This is a genomic window from Erythrobacter sp., from assembly GCF_023653175.1.
Classification (GTDB): Bacteria; Pseudomonadota; Alphaproteobacteria; order Sphingomonadales; family Sphingomonadaceae; genus Erythrobacter.
The window spans coordinates 1-14477 of sequence record NZ_JAMNXL010000023.1 but is presented as its reverse complement, the minus strand read 5'-3'; the positions used below and the strand labels follow the sequence as shown (position 1 = coordinate 14477).

16 protein-coding genes, 1 tRNA gene and 2 pseudogenes are annotated in these 14477 nt (G+C 61.5%); 6 read left to right on the top strand and 13 right to left on the bottom strand.

Features of this window, described 5'->3' with window-relative positions; genetic code table 11:
• Positions 1-98 precede the first annotated feature (98 nt).
• Positions 99-830, top strand: a complete 732-nt coding sequence (locus NBV68_RS04755) for a cytochrome c family protein (RefSeq protein ID WP_296307645.1) — start codon at positions 99-101, stop codon at positions 828-830.
• Positions 831-858: 28 nt separating this feature from the next.
• On the opposite strand, the gene NBV68_RS04750 is transcribed toward NBV68_RS04755, so the two are convergent.
• A complete protein-coding gene (locus tag NBV68_RS04750; protein ID WP_296307643.1) occupies positions 859-1518 on the bottom strand; it encodes an RlmE family RNA methyltransferase in 660 nt (219 codons plus the stop codon).
• A complete protein-coding gene (locus NBV68_RS04745; protein WP_296307641.1) occupies positions 1515-2822 on the bottom strand; it encodes a Ppx/GppA phosphatase family protein in 1308 nt (435 codons plus the stop codon). The genes NBV68_RS04750 and NBV68_RS04745 overlap by 4 nt, the downstream gene beginning before the upstream one ends.
• Positions 2823-3008: 186 nt before the next feature.
• Here NBV68_RS04745 and NBV68_RS04740 point away from each other — a divergent pair.
• Positions 3009-3082, top strand: a tRNA-Gln gene (locus tag NBV68_RS04740).
• A 569-nt stretch (positions 3083-3651) separates the two neighbouring features.
• Here the strand turns inward: NBV68_RS04740 and NBV68_RS04735 are convergent.
• Positions 3652-3903 (bottom strand): transposase, encoded by a 252-nt coding sequence (locus NBV68_RS04735; protein WP_296307658.1) that lies wholly within the window; start codon positions 3901-3903, stop codon positions 3652-3654.
• Between the two features lie 42 nt (positions 3904-3945).
• Positions 3946-4272, bottom strand: a complete 327-nt coding sequence (locus NBV68_RS04730) for a hypothetical protein (protein WP_296307639.1) — start codon at positions 4270-4272, stop codon at positions 3946-3948.
• A gap of 507 nt (positions 4273-4779) precedes the next feature.
• Here NBV68_RS04730 and NBV68_RS04725 point away from each other — a divergent pair.
• Positions 4780-5037 (top strand): annotated as a pseudogene (locus NBV68_RS04725) (transposase); the annotation flags it as partial.
• A gap of 100 nt (positions 5038-5137) precedes the next feature.
• Here the strand turns inward: NBV68_RS04725 and NBV68_RS04720 are convergent.
• Positions 5138-5263: pseudogene (locus NBV68_RS04720) on the bottom strand (integrase core domain-containing protein); the annotation flags it as partial.
• 396 nt (positions 5264-5659) lie between these two features.
• On the opposite strand from NBV68_RS04720, the gene NBV68_RS04715 reads away from it, so the two are divergent.
• The gene (locus NBV68_RS04715; RefSeq protein WP_296307638.1) at positions 5660-6241 is read left to right on the top strand and encodes a terminase small subunit; all 582 of its coding nucleotides are present in this window, start codon (positions 5660-5662) and stop codon (positions 6239-6241) included.
• A 14-nt stretch (positions 6242-6255) separates the two neighbouring features.
• Here NBV68_RS04715 and NBV68_RS04710 read toward each other — a convergent pair whose 3' ends face one another.
• Positions 6256-6495 carry a helix-turn-helix transcriptional regulator gene (locus tag NBV68_RS04710; protein ID WP_296307657.1) on the bottom strand — a complete coding sequence of 80 codons (240 nt, stop codon included), beginning with the start codon at positions 6493-6495 and terminating at the stop codon, positions 6256-6258.
• Between the two features lie 101 nt (positions 6496-6596).
• Between NBV68_RS04710 and NBV68_RS04705 the strand changes: the two genes are divergently transcribed.
• A complete protein-coding gene (locus NBV68_RS04705) occupies positions 6597-6872 on the top strand; it encodes a hypothetical protein (protein WP_296307637.1) in 276 nt (91 codons plus the stop codon).
• Between the two features lie 83 nt (positions 6873-6955).
• On the opposite strand, the gene NBV68_RS04700 is transcribed toward NBV68_RS04705, so the two are convergent.
• From NBV68_RS04700 to NBV68_RS04685, 4 genes are all read right to left on the bottom strand, one after another.
• Positions 6956-8173: an AAA family ATPase gene (locus NBV68_RS04700; protein WP_296307636.1), complete on the bottom strand. Its 1218-nt coding sequence runs from the start codon at positions 8171-8173 to the stop codon at positions 6956-6958.
• The gene (locus tag NBV68_RS04695) at positions 8173-8460 is read right to left on the bottom strand and encodes a hypothetical protein (protein ID WP_296307634.1); all 288 of its coding nucleotides are present in this window, start codon (positions 8458-8460) and stop codon (positions 8173-8175) included. The genes NBV68_RS04700 and NBV68_RS04695 overlap by 1 nt, the downstream gene beginning before the upstream one ends.
• A 179-nt stretch (positions 8461-8639) precedes the next feature.
• Entirely contained in the window at positions 8640-8822 is a 183-nt protein-coding gene (locus NBV68_RS04690; RefSeq protein ID WP_296307632.1) for a hypothetical protein, read from the bottom strand.
• A 107-nt stretch (positions 8823-8929) separates the two neighbouring features.
• Complete coding sequence (locus NBV68_RS04685; RefSeq protein WP_296307630.1) at positions 8930-9622, bottom strand: hypothetical protein; 693 nt, start codon at positions 9620-9622, stop codon at positions 8930-8932.
• Between the two features lie 222 nt (positions 9623-9844).
• Here NBV68_RS04685 and NBV68_RS04680 point away from each other — a divergent pair.
• Positions 9845-10992, top strand: a protein-coding gene (locus NBV68_RS04680) for an IS3 family transposase (RefSeq protein ID WP_296307629.1) whose coding sequence is annotated in 2 segments (ribosomal slippage) — positions 9845-10106 and positions 10106-10992 — 1149 coding nt in all. Because the reading frame shifts where the segments join, the coding sequence is not laid out codon by codon here.
• 319 nt (positions 10993-11311) lie between these two features.
• Here the strand turns inward: NBV68_RS04680 and NBV68_RS04675 are convergent.
• From NBV68_RS04675 to NBV68_RS04665, 3 genes are all read right to left on the bottom strand, one after another.
• Positions 11312-12610 (bottom strand): site-specific integrase, encoded by a 1299-nt coding sequence (locus tag NBV68_RS04675; protein ID WP_296307627.1) that lies wholly within the window; start codon positions 12608-12610, stop codon positions 11312-11314.
• Positions 12611-13127: 517 nt separating this feature from the next.
• On the bottom strand, positions 13128-14141 hold the full coding sequence (locus NBV68_RS04670) for an aromatic ring-hydroxylating dioxygenase subunit alpha (RefSeq protein WP_296307624.1): 1014 nt from the start codon (positions 14139-14141) through the stop codon (positions 13128-13130).
• Positions 14141-14477: hypothetical protein (locus NBV68_RS04665; protein ID WP_296307622.1), on the bottom strand; the 337-nt coding region annotated here is incomplete at its 5' end. The genes NBV68_RS04670 and NBV68_RS04665, both read right to left, overlap by 1 nt.

Here is a 14477-nt window from a genome sequence, read left to right as displayed (position 1 = left end):
CGCATGGGCTCCGGGCGTGCTGACTTGCAAAAGGTGCAAGAATATGTGCCACGATCAGTCTTGCGCGCGCCGCGGGGCGTCACTATGGAGCGCGCGGGATGACACAGGACAACTCTTCGCAGGATAAAGCCGCAGGCCAGAACGGTGGCGGTGATCTGTTCAACACGGCCGCCGGCTGGGTGCTGTTCGCAGCAGGGCTCGGGCTGGGTCTCTCGATCCTCTCGGGCAAGTATTTCCACGGCGACAAGCCGGAGCGCCCCGAGAAGCTCGGCTACGTGATCGAGGGCGCGGTCGAGGAAGGCGGCGGCGGCGCGGCCGAGATGTCCATGGCCGAAGCGCTCAACGCAGTGCCGGCGGCCGAACTGGTCGCCGCGGGCCAGAAGGCCTTCGCCAAGTGCCAGAGCTGCCACACCGTCGATGCGGGCGGCGCCAACGGAATCGGCCCCAACCTTGCGGGTGTGATGGGTGGCCCGGTCGCAGCCAAGGGCGGCTTTGCCTACAGCGGCGAGCTGAAGGCACTGGGCGGCACCTGGGACTGGGACAAGATGAACGACTGGCTCAAGAACCCCAAGGGCTACGTCCCGGGGACCAAGATGAGCTTCGCAGGCCTTTCCAAGATCGAGGATCGCGCCGCGATCGCGATGTATCTCAATTCGATCGGCACCAACCTGCCCGTGCCGACCTTTGTCGCCGATGCGGCGGCGGGCGATGCGGTCGATCCTGCCGCAGCGGCCGCTCCGGTCGAGGGCGAGGAAGCGAGCGCAGCCGAGGCTGCGGGCGGTGCCAGCACCGAGCAGCCGGTTCCCTCGAACCCCGGCGCAGGTCGCTGAGAAACGCGGGGCCGCCAACTGTGCGGCCCTACCCCTTGAATCCCTGAGCAATCACATACCACTCCGACGAGCCCTTGCGGCTCGCCGGGGGCTTGGCGTGCTTGACGGTGGTGAAGTGCTTTTTCAGCAGCGCCAGCAGGTCGGTATCCGTCCCGCCCGCCAGCACCTTGGCAACGAAGCCGCCGCCCGGCGCCAGGTTCTCCACCGCAAACCACGCCGCCGCCTCGACCAGCCCCATGGTGCGCAGGTGATCGGTCTGCTTGTGGCCGACAGTGTTCGCGGCCATGTCGGAGATGACCAGATCGGGCGGGCCGCCCAGGGCCTCGGTTAGTGCGGCGGGGGCCTTGTCGTCCATGAAGTCCATCTGGAAGATGGTCACGCCGTCGAGCGGCTCCACGGCCAGAAGGTCGATCCCCACCACCTCTGCCTTGGGCGATTTCAAGCGCACCACCTGGGCCCAGCCGCCCGGCGCAATGCCGAGATCGACCACGCGGGCGGCGCCCTTCAGCAATCCGAACTTCTCGTCGAGCTCGATCAGCTTGTAGGCCGCGCGGCTGCGATAGCCATCGGCCTTGGCCTGGCGGACGTAGGGGTCGTTGAGCTGGCGCTCGAGCCAGCGCACCTGGCTGGCGGTGCGGCCCTTGGCGGTCTTCACCCGCTTACCGGTGTCCTTTACGCCGCGCGTCATCGTCCGCCGCGCCCGTTGCCGCGTTGGCTCTTCAAGGCCTTGAGCGAGCGTTCCGACTGACGCTCGGCAGCCATGATGCTCCGCAGGATCCCCTCGCGGATGCCGCGATCGGCGACGCCGAGGCGGCGCGCAGGCCAAAGGTCGAGGATCGCCTCCAGGATCGCGCAGCCCGCCACCACCAGATCGGCGCGGTCCTGCCCGATGCAGGGCAGGGTCGCGCGCTCGAACGGGGTCATCACGCTAAGGCGCGCGCTGATTTCGCGCATCTCGCCCGCGGGCACGATCAACCCGTCCACCGCCTTGCGGTCATAGCTCGGCAGTTCGAGATAGAGGCTGGCGAGCGTCGTCACCGTGCCGCTGGTGCCGAGCAGGCGGATGTCGGGATGGCGCGCGGCCTCGGTGACCCGCGCCGCGAAAGGGGCGAAGCTTTGCGTGACCATCGCGCGCATCGCCGCGAACCGGGCGATGCGCGCAGCCTCGCTGTCCTCGCCGCGCCCGACCGTGTCGGTGAGGCTGACCACGCCCCAGGGCACGCTCTGCCAATCGAGGATGCGCGGCACGCGGCTGGAGCCCTCGTTGCCGGCTTCGACCAGCACGAGTTCGGTCGAACCCCCGCCGATGTCGAAGATCACGGCCGGCCCGTCACCGGATTCGAGCAGGATGTGGCAGCCCAGCACCGCGAGGCGCGCCTCTTCCTCGGCGCTGATGATGTCCAATGCAATGCCGGTCTCGCGCCGGACGCGCTCGATGAATTCGGGGCCGTTGGCGGCGCGGCGGCAGGCCTCGGTCGCAACCGAGCGGGCGAGGCGCACGTTGCGGCGCTGGAGCTTGTCGGCGCAGATGGTGAGCGCACCCAGCGTGCGGTCCATCGCCGCATCCGACAGGCGCCCCGTGGTCGCCAGCCCCTCGCCGAGCTTCACCACCCGGCTGAATGCGTCGATGACGGTGAAATCCCGGCCCGAGGGGCGCGCGATCAGGAGGCGGCAATTGTTGGTGCCGAGGTCGAGCGCGGCATAGGCCTCGCCGTGCGTGGCACTGCGGATCGCGCCGATATCGGCAAGATCGGGCCGGGTGCGCGCGGGCTTGCCACTCGCATTCTTGCCGGCCCCATTCTTGTCGACGGGGCGCATCGGCCGGCGCGCATCGCTGCCTGCCGCCTTGGCGCGGGGCTCCCGCCCGCCGCCAGGGCTGCGAGAATCGGGCTGAGGGGGGCGCTTGTAGCGGAAATCGGCTACCTTGCCGGACTTGCCGCCCCGGTTTTTCCCAGCACTTCTATTCCTGTCCGGCGGGAGTGTTTCCGCCATTTTCGCAATGCTTTCATATCACCGCGCGCACAAGCCTCCACGCACGCGGCACTTGGGAGGCAAGTTATCGCAAGGGCGTGACACAAGCAAGCAGCCAGCACCAAGTGGGTGCTTGACCTTCGGCCAGCGCGAAACTAGGGAGCGCGCTCGCCGAGGCCGCCGAAGGGCCGCGCGGCGCATGGCCGATGCCCCGTCCTCTAATGGTAAGAGAGCGGACTCTGACTCCGTCAATCAAGGTTCGAATCCTTGCGGGGCATCCAGCCCATTCAAAATAAAGAAATTTTAACAGTTGGATAGGATGCGAGGTGTCAATCTATCCCCACATCGTACCCCACAATGAGCCGTGGCTTTGGGCGGCTGGCAGCGAACGATTGCGGCAGACCGCTCCACTAAGCACTGTTTGGCCCAGAGGCCGTAACTCCATTTCAAGCAGAGATGCCGGTCCAAGCGATTCTGCTATGGACCCACACCCTACGCGACGGATCGCAGCATCTATTGTCGGGATGGCCTCATCAAAACAGTGAGGTAACGTGCGCGCTTTGCAAATGGCAGCTTCTAAATCAGATTTGGATACGCCGAAATCCGGCAATCGAATTTGATTGAAGGTCGTGCAGAGCTCTGGAAAGGCTAGGAATTGCGGTGCGCAGCTGAAAGGTCAGATAGGAGTGAATGTTGAGGGTCAAATGATGGCGCGAGCGACGTGGCCCGTCCGATCAACTTATGGCCGAGATTGGGACGTGCCGTGTAAAAACACGTTGGCAGAAGAGGGGCGATAATTTCGAAGTGGCGCAGAAGGTGGCCGTTGACCCTCAGTTCTGGACTGCGGCGATCATCGCCGGGACACCGAGGATGGCGACCAGCCTTTTAAAGTTATAGGCCAGGATGTGGAGACTGGCTCCTGCGCCACACCTGCATCAAGCAATTTGCGCCGCCAAGTGTAGATCAACCTCGACGGGACGTCATGACGGCGGCAGACATCGGCGGCAACCCTGGCTCCCGGTGCAAAGGCCTCAGCCACGATCCGCAGCGGTTCCTCATCACTCCACCGACGGCGCCGCTCCGGTCCCGAAAATACTGGCACCTGCCCCACCGACCGCTCCAAAGCACACTCTTAAGAGCACGCTTAAGAGCGCTCGCTACCTACCCGCTCAAGGCGGCCCCCACCGGATGGGTACGGATCAAGTGCCATCACAGCATTAATGTTGGCTTGCTCGGTCGAGGTCACAAATCCGCGCCTCCATCCGCGTGCCTTTGCCATCGCCATCAATACGGCGACGCCTGAACGCAGCGCTGGCTTGATTGATGCAAATTCAGCACAGGCACGCTTGGTTTTGCGGGTGTGGATTTGCGCAATCAGCGCATTGGAGAGGGTCTGGCCAGTTGCAGCGCCCTGCATTGCCATGACGTCTAATAGGAGCATCGGTGCTATTTTGAGCTGCCAAAGCAGCATCAGAAGCAGCGGTAGCTGTATACAAGATCACTAGGTTTAGGGCAGTCGCTAGCCTGCCCGCGGAAACCTCCTGAAGCACCCTTTGCTTCAATTCAATGTATTGCCGATCACAGGGAAGCCCCAGCTGGCGGAGAGACAACTGGACGACACTCAGCAAATCCATCGCAGAAAGCACGTCGGGTGGTTTACGCGAAGATAATGAGGCCTCATAATTGCGATAATCCAAGTTTGACAGCACAGGCCTACAATAAGCGCTGCTCGCACGGGGGACTGACGGCTGAGACACAATCACAGCTCCTTTCGAGCGAGACGCCATTATCCCTTTGATTGAAAATGCCAACCTATCCTTAAGGGTATTGCCGTACCGAAAATTTCAACCTCAAATGGACACCATCGAAACCGAATATCATAATAAATTTAGGTTCTTCGATAGCAACAGTGCCTGTGACATGACCCCTGATTTTCCTCCACGAGCGATTAGAGTCTGGCCTGAAGGAAGGACAGACGATGAAGCGTGCAAGGTTTTCGGGAGAGCAGATCATTGGTGTGCTGAAGGAGGCAGAGGCGGGCGCAAAGACCGTTGATCTGGCCCGACGGCATGGGGTGTCTGAAGCGACGATCTACAATTGGAAGGCCAAGTATGGCAGGCTGGAGGTATCCGAGGCTCGGCTGCTGAGGGAGCTCGAGAGCGAGAACGCCAAGCTCAAACGGCTTCTGGCCGATGCGATGCTGGACCAGGCTGCGTTGAAGGATCTTCTGGCAAAAATGTATGGCCCGCCCTGTCCATGCAAGGGTCGATGGGTGTTAACGGTGCCAGTCTGCACAAATGTATCCGGCCTCTCGCGAGGGGGCCGCTGTTGCGGCTATTCCCGATCGCACTGTGCGGTCGCTCGTCGTTGTAGCGACTACGCCACGCCTCCAGCTTTTCGCAAGCATCTTGCAGCGACAGGAACCAGTGTGCGTTCAGGCACTTCTCCGAGGTCTTACCCGAGCGGGTGCTGGCGGCGGTTCGGAAGGAACTCGTTCGGGAGCTGCCTGCCGGATCTTTCCGATGAAACGCCCAATCGCACCTAGCTTGAAATGCATGCTCGATCGCTTCCAACACTGTGAACGACAGGTGTTGGGATGATTTAGAAGTCCGTTGAATGTCTGACTATAGGGCGCCTTGCGGACCTTCCGGTCCAGCGCGTCTGAACGCCGGCTTTTGTCTGAAGCGGACCTTGAAGGTGGCTGGAGCGAACGGCCGAAGGTGGTCGAGAGCTGCCGATGACTGCCACGCTAATCGGATGGCATTTTTCAAGCCTTGGACGATCAAGTTAAACGGCGCCGACGCTGCCACCTAGAGCCGCAACTTGCTGCTTCGCCTGTTTTGAGCGAGACTATCGCTATGACACCCAAACAGGAAAAGTTCTGTCAGCTCTACATTGAGCTAGGCAACGCCAGTGAAGCGTATCGGCGCTCCTACAACGCGACGGGAATGTCTACTGCCAGCGTGAACCGCAAAGCCAAGGATCTTCTCGATAACGGCAAGATCGCGGCAAGGCTTGATCAACTGAGGGCTACTCATGCGGAACGTCACGCCGTCACGGTCGATGACATCGCCAGGATGTTGCGTGAGGATCGTGAGCTTGCGCGGGAGCACGCCAAGCCCTCCGCTTGCGTTGCCGCCACTATGGGCCTTGCCAAGCTCTACGGGCATCTCACCGACAAGACCGAGATTACCGGCAAGGGTGGTGCTGACCTCATCCCCACCCGCACCGAGGAAGAGGAGCGCAACATGCTCGCCGATCGGCTGCAGGAAGCCTTTGCCCGTTTCACAGCCGCCAACCCCACGCAACCGTCGATCCAGCGGGAAACGCTGCAGCAGCTTCCCCCCAAGGTCCAGCTACCCTCATCCGCGAATGAGCTCGGCCTCGGCCCCGCGGACCTTACGCTTTTCAAGCTCTCATCCGTGACGATGTGCACCTAGCCGCACGTACGTCTCTACGTTCTGCCCACGTGTGCCGACACGTCACCTACGTCCGCCAGCAGTGAGGCGGGGTTCACGCTCAAGGCCGTGGCGAGGCGTTCCATAACGTCCAAAGAGGCCGCATACTTACACCGTTCCAAAGCGCTCACGTAGGTCCTATCGACGCCGGCGGCGTCGGCCAATTCTTCCTGCGACAAGCCGGCCGCGACACGGGCGCGACGAAGATTATCGGCCAAGATCTGACGCAGTGCCATCGCCAAGATGGCTGGCACGTGTTGTGTATTTCACAACGGAGTATACTCTGCAAACTTAGCTGCGCTTGCGCTTTGGTATGCATGGAGGGGGTGTCGAGTGGATGAAGATTTCGATTCCTGAGCGGGTCCGCGAGGACCATTACTTGCATTGGCTCACCATGATCACGCTCAGCGTGTGGGCAGGATCGATCTATGGTTGGATAGCGGGAGTGGGGGCGTTCATTGGATTGCTCGCAGCAATCACGCTCACCAACACGATCATCCTCGCAAAGACTGGAAGCCTTCGGGCCGTCCGGGCTAATCGCTGGGCGTGGGTGATCTTTGCGATCCTGACGATCGTTGTTTCATCGACCGAGGTACATACAATCCAGCCATAATGCCACGGATGTGGGAGCTGCATTAACCGCACCACACCACCACCTCACCCCCAATAAAGGGGGTGGTGGTGTGGGCAGGTTGATCAGGGGGCCGCGCCCGCACCTTCCGCACTTTCCGCACCACACATTGCAAGGTGCGGACGGGAGCCTATTTCGCTAGCGTTCACCAGCTTGCCGACGATCACGAAAGGCACGTCCCGGCCGTTTATCCGGCGATGCTCGACGGACAGCGCGTCGTTGCGCTTCCATGTCCGAATGATGGCCTTGATGCGCCCCTTGTCAGTTTCGGCGGACAGGCCAGTTACGTTAGCGACAAGGTGACCAACCCAATCGTCAGACTGCACGCTGTCACGCCAGGTGCCAGCCGCAAGCCCTTGCTGCACCATGTAAAGGTGCCACGTTGTAAGGCCATCAAACACGTCCGGCTTTTCCCAAAGGCAGGCGACGCCGACATGGTCGGCAGGTTCACTGCCACCGCCGTTATCAAGGCACTGGCTTTCCAGCTTGATCCACGTTGCCGCCCCAAGGGGAGCACGGTTCGCCTTGCCGGTATCGACGCGTACCAAAGTGCGGCGAACCGCTGCCTCGGAAATCCCTAGTTCCTCCGCCTCGGCCTGGCTCATAGCATTTAGCGTCAGCACGATGCGGGCGGCATCGCGCAAGGCTACTGCTCCGCGCCCATCTTCTGCGGTCACCTCACGGCCGCCCATCTTCTTGGTATGGTGGAGAAGCACCACTGCGCAGCCGGCTTCCTGAGCCAATCGCTTCCACCTTTTGGCAACGGCGTCGATTGCCCCGTTGTTGTTTTCCTGCACGGCATGGCTGGACACGAAGGGGTCAACAATAACCGCGGCTATCTGCTCATTGATGATTGTGGCGGTAAGCTGAGCAAAGGCTTCCTCGTTCAGCTTGAAACCCTGCCGATCTTCGGTGGCCGTGCACAGCGGCTGGACCATTCCACTATCGAGGTACAGGCGATTGCCGCAATCTTTTGGCGCGATGCCATGGAATGCGCAGGCAGCGGCCATTTGCCGTTCCAGCTCCTCCATGCTGTCCTCAAGATTGAAGATCCAGACTGCTTGAGGTCCACGTGGTAGAGGCCTTCCCAAGAGGGACTTTCCGCTGGCAAGGCAGAGTGCGATTGTATTGGTGATCGTGCTTTTGCCGGTGCCGCCAGGCGCGATGATCGCAGTTACTTCGCCGCGAAGGAGCCAATGGCCGAAAAGCCATCGCCGCGTGGGGAGCGAAGCCGGGTCAGGCCATCGGTAAGGTGACGCGCATAGGGTTTGGGGAGAACTCATCAGTCCTCTCCAATCAACTCTAACGCATCAACGAACTGGGCAGCCTTGGCCAAAGCTCTGCACGCTTCCACCGCCATTTCGAGGACGTGGATCGGGACGTTGCGGAAAACGTAATGCCCGGCCAGATCGTGTGCGTCAGCAGCGTAACCGTAGGCCCGCGGACGGTCATACCTGCCGCGCATGGCAGCAGCGTAGTCCATCGCTCTGAGCAGGTTCGTTCGCAGCTCGAGATCTTTCCCGTGCGAGTCCGGACGGAACTGATGCACGTGGAATATCAGGTCGCGCATGTGCATCCTCCCTGCCTTGCGGTGAGCAACTCACGACCGAGGTGCAATTCGATCAGCTCAGGGATGGCTTGTTCGTGCGATCCTTCCGGGATATTGAGCTCATGCAAACAGCGGCCAAGTTGATTGCATGAGACCCCGGCGAGCGACCCCGCCGGGGTTTCGTTTGAAAGAGGCATGGCTCAAGCCTCCCCAAAGTTGGGCAGGCTCGCGACGTACTCGTCGACGCTGGCAAATTCGATCAGCGTCTTCGCGCCCAGCTTTTTCGCCCTGATCTTCTTGTCCCGCAAAAGTTCGTACGTTTTCGTCTTCTTCCAGCCATACCGGGCGCTAACGGCATGGATGTCTCCATAGATGGTCTGCATTGCGCTTGTCTCCGCCATGGCCCGTGCGGAAGCGCGCGGACGGTGGCGGGACGATCAGGTGACGCGGCTCATTTTTCAGAGCAAAGTGGAAACTCAAAAAAACGACGTCATGATTGATGCAGCAGTTCATCAATGCGGCGCTGAACGATTGCGTAGCGATGCTCATTTGGCAGAACGGCGATAACTGCCCTAATCTCGTCGAGGCACTCCTGAATGGCGATTTTTGCGGCAGCATGTCTGCTTTCGGGAGCGCGGAACAAGCGCTTGTGCCACCCATTGATGGTGCTGACTGCCCGCCCAGTCCTCTCTCGAATTGCCTTCGCTGCCGCGTCGTGAGTAGGCTTTTCAAGGATGAACAAGTGAAGTTCGAGCGCTGCGATTATGGGCACCCACTCCGCTTCCAATTCAAGTCTCTTCGGGTGCCGCTTGGTTGCTGGGTTGACCAGCCAGGTTGGAGGGGCGCCACGGTCTATGTCTGCAATGCCTGCCAGTATGAACTGTAACGCTTCCATTGTATGCGGTTGTCGTTGGAACAACGGCATGGCCTGGAGCATGAGAAAAATCTCGGCGAGGTATTGTTGAACCCCTGACCGGACCCGTGCCAAAGCCTCCTCATCGGTCGTGTCGATAATCTCTTTGGAAGGATCAATGTAATGCGTCCGTGCGGCCTTAAGCTCTGATGAGGCAGCCGAGAGTTTTGCGCTAAGCTCCGCGGCCCACTCGCACGGATCCATCAGGCCAAAGCAAAACACGACGTCGTCGTCATATTCTCGATCCTCGGTATCGGACGGTTCTGCCACTGCGACTGCCCCTTGTTTTCCACGCCTTCGCCTTGGCTCGCAAGCGTATGCTATTCTCCATAAATCACGAGGTCTCTCAATGCTCCCCGGTATGCAAAAGGACTGCCTTGATGCTACTGGCGAAAGAAGCCCGACGGCAGCTGCTCTGCCACCTGAAAACTGGATCATTCGCGGCAAGAGTTTTCCGCTGTAGACATCCTTGGCTGGGCGAGGAGTTGTGGCGTGAAGGCATCGAAGTTCACGGACGCGCAGAAGGCGTTCGTCATCAAGCAGGGCGAGGAAGGAACGCCCGTCGCTGAGGTCTGCCGCAAGGCAGGGATCAGCCAGGCGACCTACTTCAACTGGAAGAAGAAGTATGCGGGGCTGCTGCCATCGGAGATGCGGCGGCTGCGTGAGTTGGAGGACGAGAACAGTCGGCTGAAGAAGATCGTCGCCGATCTGACGCTGGACCGCGAGATGCTGCAGGATGTCATCAAGCGAAAGCTCTGAGGCCGGATCGGAAGCGCGAGCTGGTCGACGGGATGCTGTTGGACTGGGGCGTGTCGATCCGGAGGGCCTGCCGGGTTCTGCCGTTCGACACTTCCAGTTACCACTATCAGTCCCGCCGCACCGATCCGGCCTTTCTTAAGAAGCGCATCAAGGAGATCTGCGAGACGCACGTCCGCTACGGCTATCGCCGTGTCTATCACATCCTGCGCCGGGAAGGCTGGGTCGTGAACGCTAAGAAGGTGTATCGGCTTTACAAGGAGTTGGGCTTGCAGCTGCGGAACAAGACCCCCAAGCGGCGGGTCAAGGCGAAGCTGCGTGAGGACCGGACCCCTGCGATCCGGCCGAACGATGTCTGGGCGATGGACTTCGTTCATGATCAGCTGGCAACGGGTCGCAAGCTGCGCATCCTGACGGTGGTCGATACCTACTCACGACTATCGCCGGTGGTCGATCCCCGGTTCAGCTATCGGGGCGAGGATGTGGTCGCCGCGCTGGAACAGGCATGCCGGGAGATCGGCTACCCCAAGACGATCAGGGTGGACAATGGCAGCGAGCTTATCTCTCGGGAGATGGATCTGTGGGCTTACCAGCGCGGTGTGACCTTGGACTTCTCCCGCCCTGGTAAGCCCACCGACAATGCGTTCATCGAGGCGTTCAACAGCAAGCTGCGCAGCGAATGCCTGAACGCGCACTGGTTCCTGTCGCTGCAAGATGCTTGCGAAAAGCTGGAGGCGTGGCGTAGACACTACAACGAAGAGCGACCGCACAGCGCGATCGGGAATATCCCTCCGATCATGCTGGCAAACTCAGCCGGTGAGTCCAGCCCACCGGACCTGAGCAAGGCGGAAAACTCCAGACCCGAGCGGTCCAAGGTTGGGTAGCAGTGCAGCTTGGGGCAGACTCTACATCAAATCGAGGGAGCCAGCGGGGGGCAGGTCATGAGCAATCCAAGAGCCTGCCTCATCCCGCCGAAAACGAACGGAGACGCCGCCCCAAGTCACGGATAACGCGTCGTCATCGTGTTGCCATACACTTGGGTCCCCCCATAGCGCCAAAGACTTTGCGACGAGCGTATGATTGCCAATATGCAGGCATTGATGCCCTTCGGCAGTCTGACCGTAGAGTGGTTGAGAGCCCATCAATTCGGTGATCAATGCGCGGCCGACTTCATTTGACTCTCCCATAGGGTCTCCTGTCGTTTCAATTCGTTGACGCGGTTCGTATCGACGTTACATTTTCAGCCACGCCCGATAACGACGGCGCGGCAAATCGGCCCCATGCTTCCATAAGGGCGCGGCGCATGTCGCGCATGTCGCTGCGCAGATAAGCCTGTTCGGTTGCCGTGCCGACTTTGTGCGCCAGCGCCATTTCAGCTACCATCGCGGGGATGGTCGGCATTTTCTCTGCTGCCCAATCGCGAAATGCCGAGCGAAAGCCATGAACCGTCTCCGACCGCCCAGCCGTTCGCAGTACTTTGGTCAACGACATATCGGACAGCGCTCCGCCGCGCAGGCCCGCAAAAATGAGCCCTTTGCGCTCTCCCTTCGACGCATAGGAATCGAGCAGCGCGATGGTTGCATCCGAAAGGGTGACAACGTGTCCGTCCCTCATCTTCATAATCGATGCCGGGCGAGTCCATGTCTGGGCTTCGAAGTCGATCTGCTCCCATGTCGCTTGACGCACTTCGCCTGACCGTGCGGCGGTTAGAATGGCGAACAGCAAGGCTTGGCGGCTGGCACTTGCTCCCTTTCCAAGCTCACCTGCAAAAAACTCGGGAACTTCGGCAAAGGGCATCGCAGCGAAATTGCCACCACGAGCCTGCTTCGGTAGTCCGGTGCGCAACTCGCGCGCATCGGGAAGTGCGTCGGCGCGCCAACCTCGAGCCTTAGCGAAAGCGAGCACTTGCCCGATCCGGCTACGCACCTTGCGAGCCATGACGGGTTTCGCCGTCCAGATCGAGGCAAGCGCCGTAATGACCTCGGCACTGCCAATCGCGTTGACCCTCAATGCGCCCAACCTCGGGTTGGCATGTTCCTCCAGTGATGCTTTGAACGCCTTCGCTGTGCGGTCACTCCACCCCGATTTCAGCGCCTCGTGCGCTTCAATAACTGCCTCTGCAAAGGTGGGCACCTTCACCCTTTGCCTATCTCGCTCGACTTTTGGGTCACTCCCCGCCTTAGCGAGCTTGCGCAATGCCGCGGCTTTCTCCCTCGCTTCAGCCAAAGACAAATCTCGGCGCAGCATCAGAGGGACATTGGAATAGCGTGTGTCGTCGGCGCCGAACGCTTCGTGACCCAAGCCGTCAACGTCCGCAGCCCCAAGGCCGATGTCACGGCGCTTGCCGTCGACCTGCACGCGAAGCATCCATGATTTTGTGCCACCGGGCGAGACCAGCAGGAAAAGTCCGTCGCCATCCTGATAGGCGCGCTTCACTGTATTCCCGGACGCACTCAGGCCAGGTTTGGCGCTGCGGACCTTTGTGACGGTGAGTTTGCCCACGATCTATTACCCCACATTGATCCCCACACAATATGGCGGCTGGTAAAGAACGTCAACGGTAGGGTGCGGAATTTGCGCGTCACTTATCAGACAGTTATTGCGGGTTGGCCGGAAGGTGGCGAAAGGCTGCGGAATGTAGACTGATCCTTGCGGGGCATCCAGCGATTTGATGGATTTCGTGATCGAGCAGCTTGATGGCAAGATCGAGAGCGTGAAAGTCGCCGGGAGCAGAGCATAAGCTGCCAATCCGCATACCACCCATCAACTGCCATGCGCCGGGCCGGTGCGCGATCCCGAAAGCTGTACGGCGGATTTCAGCGGGAGCAAACGTACTTTGCTCTGAACGGGGCCGACTGGGACTGGTCGGCAGCTGCCGGAAGGTCTTGGGACTTTGCAGTCGTTCCTCGGGCATGTGTCTAGCGGCCTGTTTCGCTCGAAGCGGACAGCCAGATTTCATTCGACCAACTCGGCATCGCGAAAGGATATGGGCCGTCACAGTGATTGGGGCGTGAAGGCGCTAGAGCATCGCTTGGATCGGCAGGTCCTGCCCAGCTTCAAGCGTCTCGCCGCGCCAAAGCCGGTGCAGGCGGCTCCCGAGGATGTCTCCGGGACCTGACGTGAATTGAGGGTGGCCGAAGCGCGTCATCACTGCATGCTGGCGGGCGAGTGCCTTGCGGTCCTGCGCCACGACGGGGGCGAGGAACAGCCGGATCGCCGCCTGCTTCAGCCAGCCGGGCGCGATGCCCTTGGGGGTCGAGAAGCGCGCGAAAGGCGTGAAGGTGCCCTCCGTCGCGGGTGTGAAGATCGCCGTGACGCACAGGGTCAGACGTGTCTGGCCCTCCCAGCGCGCCTGCACCGTGGTCGGCGGGTAATAGCGCGACACGCTGCGCTGCCGGTCGCGCTCCAGGAAGCGCGACATCAGGCCGAGATCGGGCTGCGTCTGCTCGATCGCCATGTCGATCCCGTCGCCGTGGCTGGTAACGACGAGATCGACCGGCAGGCGCCGGTCGCGGCGGCGGATGAAGCCGTGGTGGAGGTGATTGGTGTGGAAGGGGTCCATCACGTTCTCGATCGCATCGAAGGCGCGGCCTTCCCATGTGCCCTGCTGCCACCAGAAGTGATCGAGATCGGGATTGCCGAAGTCGGGCGGCAGGGGCGGCTCGGCGGGCGCCGCGCCGGAGAGCGTGACGAAGATCGCGCCGTGCCGCTCGGCCACCTGCAATGCTGCGGCATTGAGGCGGGGGTCGGCGGCAGCGGACAGCGGGCAGCCGGGCACCTCGGTGCAGGTCCCGTCGGGCGCGAACCGCCAGCCATGGTAGGGGCACTCGAGCGCGCCCTGGTGCACGCGGCCCTCGGAGAGCGGGTAATTGCGGTGCGGACAGCGGTCGACCAGCGCGCCGAGCCCGCGCTCGCTGCGGAACAGCGCGATCGGCGTGCCGCACAGCGTGACCTTGCGCACCGCGCCGGGGCGCAAGTCGCGCGAGAGGGCGACCATGTGCCAAGCCTCTTGCACCGCTTGGGGAAAGCTCATCAGTCCAGCTCCTCGCCGTTCCAGGCAATGTCGCGGGTGGTTGCCGCGGTGGTGGTGACAAAGTGGCGTCGCCCCTCTTGCATGAAGCTCGCCGCATCGGCCAGCGCGCCCGCCATCGGCAGGCGGTCGCCCGGGCGCGAGATGGCATCGTGGCCGCGCGCGAGAAGCCGTGCCCATTGTCGCAGCCGCCGCTCGCGGATCGCCTGCGGCAATCCATAGACCAGCATCGCCGGTCCGAGATAGGCGGGCGACTGCGGCTGAGCACCGAGCCGAGCGCCCTCCCCCATCGCGCGGGCGAGGGCGCCGGTGCCGACGAGCAGATGAACGCCGCTCGTG

Bases quoted from the DNA above. Each gene is read 5' to 3' on its own strand.
- NBV68_RS04755 (WP_296307645.1), top strand. From the start codon at position 99: ATGACACAGGACAACTCTTCGCAGGATAAAGCCGCAGGCCAGAACGGT.
- NBV68_RS04745 (WP_296307641.1), bottom strand. From the start codon at position 2,822: ATGGCGGAAACACTCCCGCCGGACAGGAATAGAAGTGCTGGGAAAAAC.
- NBV68_RS04705 (WP_296307637.1), top strand. From the start codon at position 6,597: ATGAAGATTTCGATTCCTGAGCGGGTCCGCGAGGACCATTACTTGCAT.
- NBV68_RS04695 (WP_296307634.1), bottom strand. From the start codon at position 8,460: ATGCGCGACCTGATATTCCACGTGCATCAGTTCCGTCCGGACTCGCAC.
- NBV68_RS04690 (WP_296307632.1), bottom strand. From the start codon at position 8,822: ATGCAGACCATCTATGGAGACATCCATGCCGTTAGCGCCCGGTATGGC.
- NBV68_RS04750 (WP_296307643.1), bottom strand. From the start codon at position 1,518: ATGACGCGCGGCGTAAAGGACACCGGTAAGCGGGTGAAGACCGCCAAG.
- NBV68_RS04700 (WP_296307636.1), bottom strand. From the start codon at position 8,173: ATGAGTTCTCCCCAAACCCTATGCGCGTCACCTTACCGATGGCCTGAC.
- NBV68_RS04670 (WP_296307624.1), bottom strand. From the start codon at position 14,141: ATGAGCTTTCCCCAAGCGGTGCAAGAGGCTTGGCACATGGTCGCCCTC.
- NBV68_RS04715 (WP_296307638.1), top strand. From the start codon at position 5,660: ATGACACCCAAACAGGAAAAGTTCTGTCAGCTCTACATTGAGCTAGGC.
- NBV68_RS04730 (WP_296307639.1), bottom strand. From the start codon at position 4,272: ATGCTGCTTTGGCAGCTCAAAATAGCACCGATGCTCCTATTAGACGTC.
- NBV68_RS04710 (WP_296307657.1), bottom strand. From the start codon at position 6,495: ATGGCACTGCGTCAGATCTTGGCCGATAATCTTCGTCGCGCCCGTGTC.